Source organism: Pseudomonas sp. GM48, assembly GCF_000282335.1.
Lineage (GTDB): Bacteria > Pseudomonadota > Gammaproteobacteria > Pseudomonadales > Pseudomonadaceae > Aquipseudomonas.
The window spans coordinates 93,686-108,862 of record NZ_AKJM01000037.1 but is presented as its reverse complement, the minus strand read 5'-3'; the positions used below and the strand labels follow the sequence as shown (position 1 = coordinate 108,862).

The 15,177-nt window shown below is 56.7% G+C and carries 17 protein-coding genes and 1 tRNA gene; 14 read left to right on the top strand and 4 right to left on the bottom strand.

Features of this window, described 5'->3' with window-relative positions; all coding sequences use genetic code 11:
• Positions 1 to 222 precede the first annotated feature (222 nt).
• Positions 223 to 1,029: a TSUP family transporter gene (locus PMI28_RS23530; protein WP_007983263.1), complete on the top strand. Its 807-nt coding sequence runs from the start codon at positions 223 to 225 to the stop codon at positions 1,027 to 1,029.
• Positions 1,030 to 1,059: 30 nt separating this feature from the next.
• On the opposite strand, the gene PMI28_RS23535 is transcribed toward PMI28_RS23530, so the two are convergent.
• On the bottom strand, positions 1,060 to 1,509 hold the full coding sequence (locus tag PMI28_RS23535) for a hypothetical protein (protein WP_007983261.1): 450 nt from the start codon (positions 1,507 to 1,509) through the stop codon (positions 1,060 to 1,062).
• Positions 1,510 to 1,763: 254 nt separating this feature from the next.
• On the opposite strand from PMI28_RS23535, the gene PMI28_RS23540 reads away from it, so the two are divergent.
• The 6 genes from PMI28_RS23540 to vapC all read left to right on the top strand — a co-directional run bounded on the left by PMI28_RS23540 (position 1,764) and on the right by vapC (position 5,582).
• On the top strand, positions 1,764 to 2,822 hold the full coding sequence (locus PMI28_RS23540) for a PDDEXK nuclease domain-containing protein (protein ID WP_007983259.1): 1,059 nt from the start codon (positions 1,764 to 1,766) through the stop codon (positions 2,820 to 2,822).
• Positions 2,823 to 2,890: 68 nt separating this feature from the next.
• The gene (locus PMI28_RS23545) at positions 2,891 to 3,865 is read left to right on the top strand and encodes an alpha/beta hydrolase family protein (protein ID WP_007983258.1); all 975 of its coding nucleotides are present in this window, start codon (positions 2,891 to 2,893) and stop codon (positions 3,863 to 3,865) included.
• Between the two features lie 36 nt (positions 3,866 to 3,901).
• Positions 3,902 to 4,318 carry a hypothetical protein gene (locus tag PMI28_RS23550; RefSeq protein WP_007983256.1) on the top strand — a complete coding sequence of 139 codons (417 nt, stop codon included), beginning with the start codon at positions 3,902 to 3,904 and terminating at the stop codon, positions 4,316 to 4,318.
• Positions 4,319 to 4,324: 6 nt separating this feature from the next.
• Positions 4,325 to 4,774, top strand: coding sequence for a hypothetical protein (locus tag PMI28_RS23555; protein WP_007983254.1), 450 nt, complete (start codon positions 4,325 to 4,327; stop codon positions 4,772 to 4,774).
• A 170-nt stretch (positions 4,775 to 4,944) separates the two neighbouring features.
• The gene (gene vapB, locus PMI28_RS23560) at positions 4,945 to 5,175 is read left to right on the top strand and encodes a type II toxin-antitoxin system VapB family antitoxin (RefSeq protein WP_007983252.1); all 231 of its coding nucleotides are present in this window, start codon (positions 4,945 to 4,947) and stop codon (positions 5,173 to 5,175) included.
• Entirely contained in the window at positions 5,175 to 5,582 is a 408-nt protein-coding gene (gene vapC / locus PMI28_RS23565) for a type II toxin-antitoxin system tRNA(fMet)-specific endonuclease VapC (RefSeq protein WP_007983250.1), read from the top strand. Before vapB ends, vapC begins: the two co-directional genes overlap by 1 nt.
• A gap of 77 nt (positions 5,583 to 5,659) precedes the next feature.
• Here the strand turns inward: vapC and gabP are convergent, their stop codons facing one another.
• Positions 5,660 to 7,051, bottom strand: a complete 1,392-nt coding sequence (gene gabP, locus PMI28_RS23570; protein ID WP_007983248.1) for a GABA permease — start codon at positions 7,049 to 7,051, stop codon at positions 5,660 to 5,662.
• A 564-nt stretch (positions 7,052 to 7,615) separates the two neighbouring features.
• Here gabP and PMI28_RS23575 point away from each other — a divergent pair.
• The 7 genes from PMI28_RS23575 (at position 7,616) to PMI28_RS23605 (ending at position 13,140) form a co-directional block, all read left to right on the top strand.
• Entirely contained in the window at positions 7,616 to 8,389 is a 774-nt protein-coding gene (locus PMI28_RS23575) for an ABC transporter ATP-binding protein (RefSeq protein WP_007972784.1), read from the top strand.
• Positions 8,390 to 8,402: 13 nt separating this feature from the next.
• Positions 8,403 to 9,149, top strand: coding sequence for an ABC transporter substrate-binding protein (locus PMI28_RS23580; RefSeq protein ID WP_007983246.1), 747 nt, complete (start codon positions 8,403 to 8,405; stop codon positions 9,147 to 9,149).
• Between the two features lie 77 nt (positions 9,150 to 9,226).
• Positions 9,227 to 9,922, top strand: coding sequence for an ABC transporter permease (locus PMI28_RS23585; RefSeq protein ID WP_007983243.1), 696 nt, complete (start codon positions 9,227 to 9,229; stop codon positions 9,920 to 9,922).
• Complete coding sequence (locus tag PMI28_RS23590; protein ID WP_007983240.1) at positions 9,919 to 10,608, top strand: ABC transporter permease; 690 nt, start codon at positions 9,919 to 9,921, stop codon at positions 10,606 to 10,608. The genes PMI28_RS23585 and PMI28_RS23590 overlap by 4 nt, the downstream gene beginning before the upstream one ends.
• On the top strand, positions 10,589 to 11,818 hold the full coding sequence (locus PMI28_RS23595) for a methyltransferase (protein ID WP_033063116.1): 1,230 nt from the start codon (positions 10,589 to 10,591) through the stop codon (positions 11,816 to 11,818). Before PMI28_RS23590 ends, PMI28_RS23595 begins: the two co-directional genes overlap by 20 nt.
• Before the next feature lie 343 nt (positions 11,819 to 12,161).
• On the top strand, positions 12,162 to 12,986 hold the full coding sequence (locus tag PMI28_RS23600) for an FkbM family methyltransferase (RefSeq protein WP_007983236.1): 825 nt from the start codon (positions 12,162 to 12,164) through the stop codon (positions 12,984 to 12,986).
• A 78-nt stretch (positions 12,987 to 13,064) separates the two neighbouring features.
• Positions 13,065 to 13,140: transfer RNA gene (locus PMI28_RS23605), tRNA-Thr, on the top strand.
• Positions 13,141 to 13,654: 514 nt separating this feature from the next.
• Here the strand turns inward: PMI28_RS23605 and PMI28_RS23610 are convergent.
• Positions 13,655 to 13,966, bottom strand: a complete 312-nt coding sequence (locus PMI28_RS23610) for a TM2 domain-containing protein (protein ID WP_007983234.1) — start codon at positions 13,964 to 13,966, stop codon at positions 13,655 to 13,657.
• A 619-nt stretch (positions 13,967 to 14,585) separates the two neighbouring features.
• The gene (locus tag PMI28_RS29390; RefSeq protein ID WP_157395751.1) at positions 14,586 to 15,080 is read right to left on the bottom strand and encodes a class I SAM-dependent methyltransferase; all 495 of its coding nucleotides are present in this window, start codon (positions 15,078 to 15,080) and stop codon (positions 14,586 to 14,588) included.
• Positions 15,081 to 15,177 lie beyond the last annotated feature (97 nt).

Here is a 15,177-nt window from a genome sequence, read left to right as displayed (position 1 = left end):
CAGCCTCGCGGGCTCGGCAGCTGCTACAAAGGGTGTCGCGGCTGAAATTGCTTAACTGACTGGCGTTAGGCCCTGGTTCGTATTTTCGGACTTTAAAAATTTTCTTCCCCTATCTTTGCTTCAGACGATCCGTTAGTGCCGCAGGGCTGATTTTTTATGTGATCAGGCTCCTGAACGACCAGTCATGTGATTCATGGCCAATAACCATAAAGAGAGAATGCAATGTCTTGGGACGTAATAGGCATGTTGGCGCTCGTCGCTTTTTGCGCCGGTTTTTTTGATGCGATTGCCGGTGGTGGCGGCTTGATCACCTTGCCTGCATTGTTCCTGGCAGGTGTAGATCCGATCAGTGCAATTGCCACGAACAAATTCCAGGCCGCTTCGGCAACTGTTTCGGCAACGGTAACCTTTGCCCGCAAAGGCATGATCGAGTGGCGCGAAGGCCGTTTCCTGGTTATCTGCGGATTTATTGGCGGCGCCAGTGGTGCCTTGCTGGTCAGCTCTATTGATAAGCGCTATCTGGAAGTTTGCGTACCTATCATGCTGATTCTGGTAGCCATCTATTTTGCGCTCTCTCCAAAGCTGGCCAATGAAGATCGACGCAAGAGAATCGGCATTCTGCTTTTTTCGTTTACCGTGGCGCCGATCCTGGGCTTTTACGACGGTATATTTGGCCCCGGCGTGGGTTCTTTCTTTATTGTCGGATTTGTACTGCTCTGCGGCTTGGGCATGATGCGGGCAATGAGCTTTACCAAACTTGCCAACGCCTCATGCAATCTCGGTTCGCTGTCGGTCTTCATTACCAAAGGTGTGATTATCTGGCCGGTAGCCATAGCCATGGCTTTGGCGGCCTTCGTCGGCGCTCAACTGGGTGCACGAGCCGCTGTTCGGGTCGGACCACGGTTGATCAAACCCATGTTGATCGTGGTCTGCTGCGCCCTGGCCATCAAGCTGCTGAGCGTAGAAACCAACCCTTTACGCGTTGCACTCATCCAAGCGTACGCGGGTGTTAATAACGAACAACCCTGAGTCGCAGGACTCAGGGTTTAGAGCTTCTCGTTAACTCGCATCATTCCAGTGGAAAACCAGGTTACGCGCCGCACCACTACCGACATCGGCAACGTCATGCCGTGTTTCGCCGTTGCGCGTTGCAATGACCGTGTACTTACCGGCAGGCAGTTTCACGTAAACCAGCGGACCGGCGTTATTGAGCGTCAGCACGGTTTGCCCCGGGGCTTTCTGAATAACGACGGTCACGTCAGAAGTGTATTCATTCCCCGACCCGACAGAAAACGTCATGTGCAGGTTGTAACCAGTGGTCTGCTGGATGGCCTTGGACTCATCCTCGCCGATACCGCCGGACAGGTAGGCAATGCCGTTTTGCTCCTGGCTTTGCACCTGCACGCCCGTGCTGTCGATGGGCTCAAGACTGGTGGCGGGCGACATCGCTGGAAACATCAGCACGCCTACGGCGGTGAGGGGCAACAGGAGTGAATGGAGGTATTTCATGATGACGACTCCCGGGCTCTACAGAACCCAATCGTTACATCCTTTGGATTTCCGGTCGGAGGCAGGGGTTTTAGATTGATTTGGCCTGAGTACGAAACGTACTACGCTATTTGTTCCTCAGCCCTCGCCTGCCCTCCGATACGTCCTGCCAGCGAACCCGGTATTTCCTGCCTGTTTCTCAGTAACTCCCGGCAGCTTCGAAGGGTGCTCACTTGCCATTCTCTTTCGCTGTCCAATCTGCTGCGGAAGACCTCATGACGGCCCTCACACCCAACGACACTCACGACCCCTATCTGGCTTCACTGCTGGGCAACCTTGGCAAACTGATCCATCAGGCACGCCAGAAGGTGCTTCGGGCGGTCGATACCGCTCAAGTGCAAACCTGTTGGCAGATCGGGCGACATATTGTCGAGTTCGAGCAGGAGGGGGCTCGGCGGGCGAGGTATGGCAAACGTTTACTGGCCACTTTGGCGAAAGTGCTCAGTGCCGACTTCGGCAAAGGTTTTGACGAGCGCAATCTGCGTTATATGCGAGATTTTTATCAAACTTTTCCAATTTGGAACGCAGTGCGTTCCGAATTGAGCTGGACCCACTACCGCCGTCTGCTTCGGGTCGACAACGACAGCGCCCGTCTCTGGTACATGAATGAATCAGCCATCCAAAACTGGTCAAGCCGCGCCCTGGAACGCCAGATCAATACCTTGTACTACGAACGCCTGCTGGCGAGCCGCGATCGCGGCAGTGTCAAGCAGGAGGCCGCCACCAACATTCAAAACATGAAGGCCAGCCCTCGGGATTTCATCCGTGATCCGGTGGTACTGGAGTTTCTGGGTTTACCCAATGCCGGCAAGCTTCAGGAAAGCGAGATCGAACAAGCGTTGATCGAACAACTGCAAGGCTTCTTGCTGGAGCTGGGCAAGGGCTTCGCGTTCATTGCCCGCCAGCAACGCATCAGTACCGACAGCAAAGACTTCTACATCGATCTGGTGTTCTACAACTACTTGCTCAAGTGCTTCGTCATCTTCGATATCAAGCGCGGTGAACTGACCCATCAGGATGTGGGGCAGATGGACATGTACGTGCGCATGTACGACGACCTGAAACGCGGCGTGGAAGACGGCCCCACTGTCGGCATCATTCTCTGTGCGCAAAAAGATGAATCCGTGGTGCGTTACTCGGTGCTTGAAGGAAATGAACAACTGTTCGCCAGCAAGTACAAGCTCGTCCTGCCGAGTGAAGAGGAACTCCGTAACGAACTGGATCGGGAACGGGCAGCACTTGAAGAACGACTGCTCGATCAATCACTGCGTTGAGGCCAATGGATTGTTCATCAACGACATCAAGACTATCGTTGGCAGCTACCCGTAAAGGTCCGACGCCGATGAATTTGCAGGACACGCCTTCACTCGTTCCAACTCAAATCGAGTTGCCATTGCAATGCGTCGCGTCCGGCGAACCGTTCAAGGAAACCGCTGCAGACGGCTTTGTCCTCGGTGGCTTCACCTGGCGACACCCTTCTCGGCACGCCACTCGTCCGGTCGTGATCATCAACGCCGCCACCTCGGTTCGTTGTCGTCATTACTCGCGCTTCGCCGACTACCTGTTCGCCCACGGCTTCGATGTCATCACCTACGACTACCGCGGCATCGGTGAGTCGCGGCCGGCATCGCTCAAAGGTCTCCAGGCTTCATGGACCGATTGGGGAGCGCTGGATTTCGAGGCGATGCTCAAGCGCGCACAGCGTGAGTTTCCCGGACAGCCTATCGATGTGGTCGGCCACAGCTTTGGCGGCTGTGCAGCGGGCCTGGGGGCGTCCGGGCACCTGATCCGGCGCCTGGTGACGGTCGGTGCGCAATTCGCCTACTGGCGCGACTATGCGCCTGCCCATCGCTGGCGCATGTTCGGCAAGTGGCATGTACTGATGCCGCTGGTGACGATGATCTATGGCTACTTCCCGGGCAAACGCCTCGGCTGGCTGGAAGACACACCCGCTGGTGTGGTTCGTGACTGGAGCCTCTCCACTGCCCGTTACGAAAAACGCCCCAGCGGCCGCGCGATCAGCACAACCTCCGGGCAACTGCCCTTTGCCGGTGTTACCGCGCAAACCCTGGCCATCAGCATCAGCGACGATCCCTACGGCACGGTCCCGGCCATCGAACGCCTGCTCGGCTACTTCACCGGCAGCACAAACTCCCACCTGCGTATCCATCCCGAAGACATCGGCGAAGAAGAAGTCGGACATTTCGCCTTTTTTCGCAGCGCATACCAAGCCACACTATGGCCCATTGCACTGTCCTGGCTGCAAAACGGCGAACTGGCCCCCGATACCCCCGGGCGGCGAGTACCGCGCAGCTAAGTCAATTGCCCTTTCAACGAATACGGAACGACGCCCATGGCCTCCGCCAACAAGCAGCACAAACGCGCCTCCCGCGCCAAGGCCAAGGCCAAGCAGAACCGCACCCAGCGGGCGGCCGCGCCGGTCGAACTGGACCCGAACGACGATCGCATCGACTTCGAGTCGGTTGACCTGACCGAGCTGTTCAAGAAAATGATCGACGCCGAAAAAGTCAGCCAGCAAGCCATGTGCACGGCCTTCCTCGAAGACCCGCTGCTGGAACTGGTGTACGAGCAGGAAGGCGAGGAAGGCGCGATGGACTTCATCCTTGCCGCACTGATCGAGTACCGTCAATGGTCCACGGAAACCGACGAGGCCGGCGCCCTGGCGTGGATCGAATCACCGGCCTTCCAGGCCGACTACGTGGCGGCGTCCGACGCCATTGCCGCGCAAACCCAACAGAAACCGAACTGAGTTCCCATGGCCTCCCTGAACAAGCAACAGAAACGCGCCAAGCGTGCAAAAGCCAAAGCCAAGCAAATCCGCATGGTCGGCAGAAAATCCATCGTGGATCAGGACCTGCCCGATTTCCCCGAGCCGATCCCGGAATACACCCTGGCGATGTTCAGCAAAATGCGCGACGCCGAAGCCGTCAGCCGCAGCGAAATGCTCTCGGTGTTGCTGACGAACCTCGCCTTTATCATCATCGACCATCCAGAACTGCTGGACATGGAAAACGCCGACGACGAAGGCATGGCCGCCACCCACCTGGCCGCCGACATGCTGATCGACTACCGCATGTGGGCCGACGGCATGGACCGCGACGCCGCCCAGGCATGGCTGAGCGAGCCACAGTTCATCGCCGATTTCGGCGCGGCACTGGATGTCTACCGCGAGTCGCTGGAAGTACCGGAAGAAAAAGCCGAGTAAGTGTTGCTGCTTGAACAAACACGGCCGCTTCTCATCACTGACAGCGGCCGTTTTTTTGCTCTGAATTGGGCGCTTTCCTTCCGTCAGGCGCCGCGTATATCCCATTGACATATCCAACACAAAACCTATCCTTTGGACTCAAAGCGTCAGCAAAGGCGCAGGAGGCCCAAATGGAACAGACAACCCTTTTCATGAGCAATCGAAGCCAGGCCGTTCGCCTGCCAAAAGCTGTGGCCATGCCAAGCGACGTGAAACGGGTCGACGTCGTCGCCGTCGGCAGAACCCGCATCATCACGCCCGCTGGTGAAACCTGGGACAGTTGGTTCGATGGCGAAAGCGTCACGGCAGACTTCATGACCGATCGCGAGCAACCTGCCGAACAGGAGCGTGAGTCGTTCTGATGATCAAGTACATGCTCGATACCAACATCTGCATCTTCACCATCAAGAACAAACCACAGGCGGTACGGGAGGCGTTCAACCGTCATCACGGCCAACTGTGCATCAGTGCGATAACGCTGATGGAACTGATCTACGGAGCGGAAAAGTCAGCAGCCCCCGAAAAAAACCTGGCGGTCATCGAGGGCTTCGCTGCCCGACTTGAGGTCCTGCCCTTCGATAACGAAGCGGCAGCACACACCGGAATGATCCGATCCGAACTGGCAAAGGCCGGCACCCCCATAGGCCCGTACGACCAAATGATTGCCGGGCACGCACGCTCACGCGGGTTTATCGTGGTCACTAACAACCTGCGGGAGTTCGAGCGTGTTCCGGGGTTGCGTGTAGAAGACTGGGTTCATGTCGAATGAACACAGAGCAATCGACAGAAACAAAAACGGCCGCTCGTCATCACTGACAGCGGCCGTTTTGCATTACGCGATATGGATCAGTTCAGCACTACCGCGCCACGCTTTTCCAGTTTGCGACGGCGCGCAACCAGCAAGCCGGCCGCTACTACCAGGGCACTGAGCAAGCCGGTCGCGAGGATTTCCACACGATGGGCATCCTGGAACAGCATGATGGTCAGGGCCGCAACGATGAATACGATCACCGCGTAGGTCAGACCCGGGAACAGCCACATGCTGAAGGCGATTTTCTCCCCGCGCGCTATACGCTGCTTACGCATGCGCAGTTGCGAAATCGCGATCACCAGGTACACCAGCAGCGCGATGGCGCCGGAGCTGGCCAGCAGGAATTCGAACACCGCAGCCGGGGCCACGTAGTTGGCGAATGTTGCCAGGAACGCTGCGCCAGTGGACAACATGACCGCCCAGTAAGGCGTGCCACTTTTGTTGGTGCGCGTGGACATGGCCGGTGCATCACCGCGCTTGCCCAGGGAGAACAACATACGCGACGACGTGTAGAGCGCCGAGTTCAGGCAACTGGTCACGGCAACCAGTACCACGATGTCGACGATAATCTTGGCATTCGGGATGCCCATGCGCTCAAGCACGGTCTGGTAGGAGCCGAGGCTGGCCAGAACCGGGTCGTTCCAAGGCACCAGGGCCACAACGATGAAGATCGACACGAGGTAGAACAAACCGATCCGCCAGATCACCGAGTTGGTGGCCTTGGAGATTTGCTTGCCAGGGTTTTTCGATTCCGCGGCCGCGATGGTCACGATTTCGGTACCCATGAAGGAGAACATGGTGGTCAGGATGGCACCCAGTACAGCGCCCATGCCGTTTGGCAGGAAGCCTTGGGTGTCGAACAGATGCGAAACACCGCTGACCTGGCTGTTCGGCAGGAAGCCGAAGATCGCCGCTACGCCGAGAATGATGAAACCGATGATCGCCAACACTTTGATCAGGGCAAACCAGAACTCGAATTCACCGTAGTTCTTTACGCTGAAGAGGTTGGTCACGGTCAGCAGCATCGTGATGACCAGAGCAAAGGCCCAGATGTCTACGCCAGGGAACCAGGCATGCAGGATGGTCGCGGCAGCGTTGGCTTCCAACGGGATGACGAGCACCCAGAACCACCAGTACAACCAGCCGATGGTGAAACCGGCCCAATGACCGATCGCGCGGTCGGCGTAAGTCGAGAACGAACCTGTGTCCGGCGAGGCAACGGCCATTTCGCCGAGCATGCGCATCACCAGCACCACCAACATGCCGGCGGCGGCGTAAGCCAACAGAACAGCCGGACCTGCAGCGGCGATGGCGTGACCCGAGCCGACGAACAAGCCGGCGCCGATAACCCCGGCAATCGACAGCATGGTCACGTGGCGCGGTTTGAGCCCCTGTTCGAGGCCATTAGAGCTTTGGGTACTGCTCATTAAAACTACCTTTGTAAGGAGAAGCGAATGCATGCATCCCGTTCGGCGATCCTTCTCGTAAAAAGAAGCCAACGGGGCGTTCTGGATTCTGCACGCAATAATTGCGCCAAAATGTTTCAAATCCCTCTAGCCCGGCGATCTCGCTTTGACCGGACGGTCATCGCAACCCATTGAATTTAATGGCACTTCGCCAGAACGTTACCCTGCGACCCACTTTGCGTGACAAATCAGCGCACCGGAAACACACCTGAAAATGGCCCTGCGCACATTAAAAGTGCACAACCTGTGCATTTGGCCGGATAGCGCTTCCAACACCCCGTCAAAGCTGGCAACATCGCGCCTTTTTTTGCGACAGCCACCGCGCTTTTTATCGACGAGCAAGGTTCAAACGGCTGTTCGGTTGTTGATGGGGCGACAGTCTGCTGCGCCGATGCGACAACCTGCCACACGCCAGCCGTTTACCGTCCGTAGCGCTGTTGGCTGCCATTGAAACGCTATGCTAGGTTGGCCGCCTCGTCAGGAAAGCCGCCAACAGCAGGAGCGCAACATATATGAGGAACGCACATGGCTGAGGCCACGCCCGCGCTTGAAATCCGCAACTTGCACAAACGCTACGGTTCGCTGGAGGTGCTCAAAGGCATCTCGCTGACCGCCCGCGACGGCGATGTGATCTCGATCCTGGGTTCCTCCGGCTCCGGCAAGTCCACGTTCCTGCGCTGCATCAACCTGCTGGAAAACCCGCATCAGGGCCAGATCCTGGTGGCCGGCGAAGAACTCAAGCTCAAGGCCGCGAAGAATGGCGAGCTGGTGGCCGCCGACGGCAAGCAGATCAATCGCCTGCGCAGTGAAATCGGTTTTGTGTTTCAAAACTTTAACCTGTGGCCGCACATGAGCGTGCTCGACAACATCATCGAAGCCCCGCGCCGCGTGCTCGGCCAGAGCAAGGCCGAAGCCATTGAAGTCGCCGAAGCCCTGCTGGCCAAGGTCGGCATCGCCGACAAGCGCCACGCCTACCCGGCGCAATTGTCCGGCGGCCAGCAACAACGGGCGGCCATCGCCCGCACCCTGGCCATGCAGCCCAAGGTCATCCTGTTCGACGAGCCCACCTCCGCGCTTGACCCGGAAATGGTCCAGGAAGTACTTAATGTCATCCGCGCACTGGCCGAAGAAGGCCGCACCATGCTGCTCGTGACCCACGAAATGGGCTTCGCCCGTCAGGTCTCCAGCGAAGTGGTGTTCCTCCACCAGGGCCTGGTAGAAGAGCAAGGATCGCCACAGCAGGTGTTTGAAAACCCGCTTTCGGCACGCTGCAAACAATTCATGTCCAGCAACCGCTAACGGAGCTATCCACATGCAGAACTACAAAAAGGTCTTCCTGGCTGCCGCCGTCACCCTGGCGTTCAGCGCCGGTGCCATGGCCGAGACCCTGAAGATGGGCATCGAAGCGGCTTACCCGCCGTTCAACAATAAAGATGCCAGTGGCAATGTCGTCGGCTTCGACAAAGAGATCGGCGACGCCCTGTGCGCCAAAATGAAAGTCGAGTGCTCGGTCGTGACCTCCGACTGGGACGGCATCATCCCGGCCCTCAACGCCAAGAAGTTCGACTTCCTGATCTCCTCGATGTCGATCACCGACGAGCGCAAGCAAGCGGTGGACTTCACCGACCCGTACTACTCCAACAAGCTGCAGTTCATCGCCAAGAAAGACGTCGACTTCAAGACCGACAAGGACTCCTTGAAAGGCAAAGTGATCGGCGCCCAGCGCTCGACCCTGGCAGGCACCTTCATGGAAGACAACATGCCGGGCGTTGAAGTCAAACTCTACGACACCCAGGAAAACGCCTATCTCGACCTGACTTCCGGCCGTCTGGACGGCATCCTGGCCGACAAGTACGTCAACTACGAGTGGCTGAAAAGCGACGCTGGCCGTGGCTACGAGTTCAAGGGCGACCCAGTGGAAGAAAGCGACAAGATCGGTATTGCCGTGCGCAAGAAGGACCCGATCCGCGAGAAGCTGAACGCTGCCCTGAAAGAAATCGTTGCTGACGGCACCTACAAGAAAATCAACGACAAGTACTTCCCGTTCAGCATCTATTGATCCTGACTGCCTGACCGGCACCGTCCTTTGGCGGCGCCGGTTCTCGGCCTTGCCTGCCGCGATTTGAAAAGAAATCCATGACTATCGACCTCTACGGATTCGGCCCGGCGCTCGCCGCTGGCGCGCTGATGACTGTGAAACTGGCACTCTCGGCCCTGTGCCTGGGGCTGGTGCTCGGTCTGCTCGGCGCCTTGGCCAAGACTTCCCCGTACAAGCCGCTGCAATGGCTTGGCGGCACTTATTCGACCCTGGTTCGCGGCATCCCGGAATTGCTCTGGGTGCTGTTGATCTACTTCGGCACGGTCAACCTGATGCGCGCCCTGGGCGAGTTCTTCGGCAACCCCGACCTTGAACTCAACGCCTTCGCCGCCGGCGTGATCGCGCTGGGCCTGTGCTTCGGCGCCTACGCCACGGAAGTATTTCGCGGCGCCATCCTCGCCATTCCCAAAGGCCATCGTGAAGCCGGCGTGGCCCTGGGCCTGTCGAAATGGCGCATCTTCACCAAGCTGATCATGCCGCAGATGTGGCGCATCGCCCTGCCCGGCCTGGGCAACCTGTTCATGATCCTGATGAAAGACACCGCGCTGGTGTCGGTGATCGGCCTGGAAGAAATCATGCGTCACGCGCAAATCGGCGTGACCGTCTCCAAACAGCCTTTCACCTTCTATATGGTCGCCGCATTCATGTACCTGGGCCTGACGGTACTGGCGATGACCGGCATGCACTACCTGGAAAAACGCGCCGCTCGCGGCTTCGCGAGGAGCACCCAATGAACTGGGAAGTCATCATCAAGTGGCTGCCGAAACTGGCACAGGGCGCGACTCTGACCCTGGAGCTGGTGGCGATCGCCGTGATCGCCGGTTTGCTGCTGGCGATTCCACTGGGTATCGCCCGCTCGTCGCGCCTGTGGTGGGTGCGGGCATTTCCCTACGGCTACATCTTCTTTTTCCGTGGTACGCCGCTGCTGGTTCAACTGTTCCTGGTCTACTACGGCCTGGCGCAGTTCGACGTGATCCGTAACAGTTCGATGTGGCCATACCTGCGCGATCCGTTCTGGTGCGCCACCGCAACCATGACCCTGCACACCGCGGCCTACATTGCGGAAATCCTGCGGGGCGCCATCCAGGCGATTCCACCGGGTGAAATCGAAGCGGCGCGAGCACTGGGCATGTCCAAACCCAAGGCACTGATTTTCATCATGCTGCCCCGTGCCGCACGCATCGGCCTGCCGGCCTACAGCAACGAAGTAATCCTGATGCTCAAGGCCAGCGCCCTGGCCAGCACCGTGACGTTGCTGGAACTGACCGGCATGGCCCGCACCATCATTGCCCGGACCTACCTGCCGGTGGAGATATTCTTCGCCGCGGGCATGTTCTACCTGGTGATGGCCTATGTGCTGGTGCGCGGCTTCAAGCTGCTGGAGCGCTGGTTGCGCGTCGATGCCTGCCAAGGGCGTTGAGGATGGCGTGTTGACGGGCGAGGCCCTGCTCGCCCGCTTCACCGCGCTGGATGCTTTTCTGACAGAGCATCAGGCGCTGTGGAAACCTCGGCCGTTTACTCATCTACAGCTTCCCTGGGAAGCGTCCTACCCGGCTCTGGCCGAATGGCTACGCGAGCGCTCGCTGGAAGACGCGGAAAACGCTCACAACCAACCTGCCCTCCTGAATGCACCCGAACCCTTTGCTTCGTTGGCGGCAACATCCGTTGCCTTGAGTGCTGTGGATGAATTGCCCACACGCGTACTCGAAGCGCCGGGCCATCGATTGAACGTCGACGTACCAGGGCGAAAATGGCAGCAAATCGAAGCCTTCTCCAGTCGATTGCAATTTTCCGAAGCACCGAAGCATTGGCTGGACTGGTGCTCGGGCAAGGGACATCTGGGGCGCCGCCTGCTGCAACCGGGGCAACAACTGACTTGCCTGGAACACGACCCGGCACTGGTAACCAGCGGCCAGGCACTCAGCCAACGCCATCACCTGCATGCGCTGCATATCGAACAGGATGTGCTTGCGACAGACGCAGCTAATTTACTGAGCGCAGACCACACACCCGTCGCGCTGCACGCCTGCGGTGATTTACATGTGCGACTGATTCAGCTCGCCAGCGCGACAGACTGCAAACAACTCGCCATTGCACCGTGCTGCTACAACCGGATCAGTCTTACCGAATACTCACCGATTTCCTCGGCCGCCAAAGGCTCCGGCCTACAGCTTTCCCTCGACGACCTTGCGTTGCCAATGAGCGAAACCGTTACCGCCGGCGCCCGCGTGCGACGTCAACGCGACACCTCCATGGCCCGGCGCTTGAGTTTCGATCTGCTGCAACGGCAACTGCGCGGCATTGACGAATATCTGCCAACCCCTTCCCTCCCCAGCGCCTGGCTGGACAAACCCTTCGCCGATTACTGCTATCACTTGGCCGCACTAAAAGAATTATCCACAATCGGCCCGCAAGATTGGCCGGCCCTCGAAGCCGCCGGTTGGCAGCGACTGGCCGAAGTACGCAACCTCGAGCTACTACGCGGACTTTTCCGACGTCCTCTGGAGCTTTGGCTGGTCCTTGACCGGGCACTTTTCCTCGCCGAGCAGGGATACAGCGTCCGTGTCGGCATCTTCTGCGAAACCCCGCTCACGCCGCGCAATTTCCTGCTTCTGGCCGAACGCGCTTAAACACACCCAGCCTGTGGATAACTCTGTTGATGGAATTATCATGGATCCAATATCCACGCCTGCTTCAGGGCCAAAACCACACTGTTCATTTTTTGTACGACTACATAAAAAATCATAAAAACAAGCATTTGCGAACGAATGAGAACGAGTCCACAAATTCGGGTTTTATCTAGTGCGTTATAAATCGCATTGTGCATAAGCATTCAGCGAAAAGGACATAAATGCCTAATCCCGGACCGCAAGCAGGGGAAATTGCACCGTTTCATTACTCTTGCTATACACACACGCTAGGGCGCCAGCAGCGCAGCCACGAACAAGAACATTCTTCCGACAGGATGCGCCAGTGACGTTCATTTCTTACGCACAGAATTTCGAAGACATACGCCTGTGGCGCGCCCTCAAAACCGTCGAGAACGGTTTCTACATCGACGTCGGGGCAAACGATCCCACCCATGACTCAGTCACCAAGGCGTTCTACGACAACGGCTGGACCGGCATCAACGTCGAACCGATGCCCAACTACTACGAAGCCTTGTGCCAGCAACGCCCCAAAGACACCAACCTGCAATGCGTGGCCGGCGAAAGCGCCGACAGCCTGACCTTCTACGGCATCGCCGGCACCGGCCTCTCGACCGTCGACCCGGCCATGGCACAGATGCACAAAGACGCCGGCATGGACGTGCGCAGCCAAACCGTCCAATCCCGCACCCTGACGTCCATCTGCGAAGAACACGCCCAGGGCCGCGCTATCCACTTCCTGAAGATCGACGTCGAAGGCCACGAAGAGACCGTCCTGCGCGGCATGGACTTCACCCGGTGGCGGCCGTGGGTCATCCTCATCGAAACCCCGTGGGAGCGCGACCAGAGCTGGGAAAACCTCGTCACCGGCGCCGGCTACCAGTCCATCCTGTTTGACGGCATCAACACCTACTACCTCGCCGAAGAACACCTGAACCTCAAACCCGCCTTCGATATCCCGCCGTGCAACCTGGACGAATTCCGGTTCTGCAAAGGCCACAACTTCAGCCACCCGATCAGCGACACAGAAAACCAGCTCGCCGCCGCCCTGCAACGCGCCGAACAGGCCGAAGCACAACTGCGCGCAATGCAAAACAGTCGAGCCTGGCAAGCCATTCAGAAACTCAAGAAAACCCTGCTGCGCGCCTGACCTGACGCCCGCGTAAAAATAGTCAAAATTCAGGGGTTTACAGAACCAATCCAATCGCTATAATCGTCGCCCTGACACGCCGGTATAGCTCAGATGGTAGAGCAACTGACTTGTAATCAGTAGGTCCCGGGTTCGATTCCTGGTGCCGGCACCATACAAAACGAAGCCCTCGTAGAAATACGAGGGCTTCGTTGTTTCTGGCATCCAGAAATCCAACTGCCACAAACAGCCCTAGTCGATACCGTCTGCCCCCCACGCCAAATCTGCCTGCGCTACCAGTTACAATTTCACTTCAGCGCGACGTTGACGATCTCTTCCTGCGACCTAAAATGCCCCCCAATACACCCGCCAAGCCTAGGTTGACCCAGTCAACAAGCTCAAATCGTGCGGGTTTTTTTTGCCTGGAAAAAACTACATCAGGCCCTTCGACAAGCCGGCCCTCAGCGTAGAACAGCAATTTGAGCTGCTAAGCAACGAGGCTTGCACGTCGATCTGTCCACTGATGGCCAGGCTGGCCAAAGTTGAGATTGCCGGTACTCAAATCGATTCGTTACCAGCAAGAGCTGACAGGGTCTGGATCCTTTTCTGGGTTGATCCAGCGGGGCAGAACCTCATCAGTCGTGTTTACTCAGCGGCCTCCAAGACTGACTCGAATCGGGTAACGAACTTTAATTTTCCTGCATGAGAGCCACTTCAAGGCGGGCATTGTGTCGAACTTTTTCAGAATGCTCACGAATAATGCCAGGAATCAAAAAGAGGTCCACTAGCAGCCAGATGCCTGTGACGATAAAAGGGATCAGAGTAAAAACCCCGACGATCGTGATAATCAATTGGGTGACCGCAGTTCCGGTCTTACCGAGATAGAACCGATGGCCACCGAAGCCTCCCAGGAAAAACCACAGCAGATAAGCCACGCCTGTAGACTTTTGAGCATTGGCGACCTTTTGCTCAATTAGCATCTCAGCTTGCAGGGAAGACATTCAGATTTCCTTTCCCGTCAGGGAGTCCAAGTGCCGGGATGACACTAAGGTCAATTGAAGCGCAACGATGGCATCTTGCAATCAATCATTTGAAATTGAGTGAGCTGGCGGCGCGTTTTTCAAGGTCGCCGGCTAAAGGCAAAACATGGAGCAATAGAGTAGGCGAACACCCTCAACATCTCAGTGCCCCGCTGGCCCATCCAACCCAAGCTGCAAAGCCGCCTTGGTTGGATGGATCTCACTTATAAAATCTAAACGCCGCTGACGAGTCTCTAGAAAACCACAGATTTCCACCGGTGGATAATTTCATCCACGACCTCAGAACATCCGAAAATTCGAGCCTTCACCCAAATTATCCACAGACGTAGAAAAGATCGGGCAAAGCACTGTCGTCGACAGCAACCCAGGTAGCCAGAACCTTTAAGGTTACGCCACACCGTGGTGGTTCTCCCAAAGTGCGATTAGCGTCCGGCGGCTCGCACGGTCACAGCGATGTGATGGATACACCTTCAATGAATCGCTTCATGATCGTCCCCCGATACAATCTCGACGATCAGAAGATTAGTCAATCCTCAGCGTTTTCACACAGTCTGAACCTGAAGCCGACGATCAGATGCGCCTATAAAGCTACGAGCGATTCATGTTTTTTCTGGGCAACCACTTTCACGGTGGCATTTTTTTTATCAGGACCTACAGGTCGCTCTAAGTAATACTTGATAGTAAACTGTTTTTCTAAAAGCCTTTTCACTTCTCCGGAAAGACTCAGCTCTCGCCAGTTTTCGCCATTGCCAGCAATGCTTTCATAAATAAAAAAACCGTCCGGCTGGATTGCATCAATCAAATTAGCAATTAAATCTTCATGGTATAAATGAATAACTATGACAGCTGAGAATGCGTTATTTAAAAACGGTAGTAATTGCCGGCAATCCAGAATCACCGGATGTATGTTTTTGCAACTTAAATACCATAAGTCGCTAAAACTTTTATAAGAAAAATCAGCGGCTATTACATTCGCAAAATGCTTTGATAACAAGACGGAATTACGACCATAGCCGCACCCCAAATCAAGAACAAGAGACCCTTCAGGTAAATTCAGCCCGGATATCTCTCTCACCAAAAAACTTGATGGCTCATTGGATATTGGCTTTTTATGTCGACTGTATTTTTCTATAATTAATTTACTCCGCAGCGCAACAAACTACCGAACAGTC

Excerpts from the sequence above, each read along its gene's own strand:
- PMI28_RS23530 (WP_007983263.1), top strand. The coding sequence starts at position 223 with ATGTCTTGGGACGTAATAGGCATGTTGGCGCTCGTCGCTTTTTGCGCC.
- PMI28_RS23535 (WP_007983261.1), bottom strand. The coding sequence starts at position 1,509 with ATGAAATACCTCCATTCACTCCTGTTGCCCCTCACCGCCGTAGGCGTG.
- PMI28_RS23540 (WP_007983259.1), top strand. The coding sequence starts at position 1,764 with ATGACGGCCCTCACACCCAACGACACTCACGACCCCTATCTGGCTTCA.
- PMI28_RS23545 (WP_007983258.1), top strand. The coding sequence starts at position 2,891 with ATGAATTTGCAGGACACGCCTTCACTCGTTCCAACTCAAATCGAGTTG.
- PMI28_RS23550 (WP_007983256.1), top strand. The coding sequence starts at position 3,902 with ATGGCCTCCGCCAACAAGCAGCACAAACGCGCCTCCCGCGCCAAGGCC.
- PMI28_RS23555 (WP_007983254.1), top strand. The coding sequence starts at position 4,325 with ATGGCCTCCCTGAACAAGCAACAGAAACGCGCCAAGCGTGCAAAAGCC.
- vapB (WP_007983252.1), top strand. The coding sequence starts at position 4,945 with ATGGAACAGACAACCCTTTTCATGAGCAATCGAAGCCAGGCCGTTCGC.
- vapC (WP_007983250.1), top strand. The coding sequence starts at position 5,175 with ATGATCAAGTACATGCTCGATACCAACATCTGCATCTTCACCATCAAG.
- gabP (WP_007983248.1), bottom strand. The coding sequence starts at position 7,051 with ATGAGCAGTACCCAAAGCTCTAATGGCCTCGAACAGGGGCTCAAACCG.
- PMI28_RS23575 (WP_007972784.1), top strand. The coding sequence starts at position 7,616 with ATGGCTGAGGCCACGCCCGCGCTTGAAATCCGCAACTTGCACAAACGC.
- PMI28_RS23580 (WP_007983246.1), top strand. The coding sequence starts at position 8,403 with ATGCAGAACTACAAAAAGGTCTTCCTGGCTGCCGCCGTCACCCTGGCG.
- PMI28_RS23585 (WP_007983243.1), top strand. The coding sequence starts at position 9,227 with ATGACTATCGACCTCTACGGATTCGGCCCGGCGCTCGCCGCTGGCGCG.
- PMI28_RS23590 (WP_007983240.1), top strand. The coding sequence starts at position 9,919 with ATGAACTGGGAAGTCATCATCAAGTGGCTGCCGAAACTGGCACAGGGC.
- PMI28_RS23595 (WP_033063116.1), top strand. The coding sequence starts at position 10,589 with ATGCCTGCCAAGGGCGTTGAGGATGGCGTGTTGACGGGCGAGGCCCTG.
- PMI28_RS23610 (WP_007983234.1), bottom strand. The coding sequence starts at position 13,966 with ATGTCTTCCCTGCAAGCTGAGATGCTAATTGAGCAAAAGGTCGCCAAT.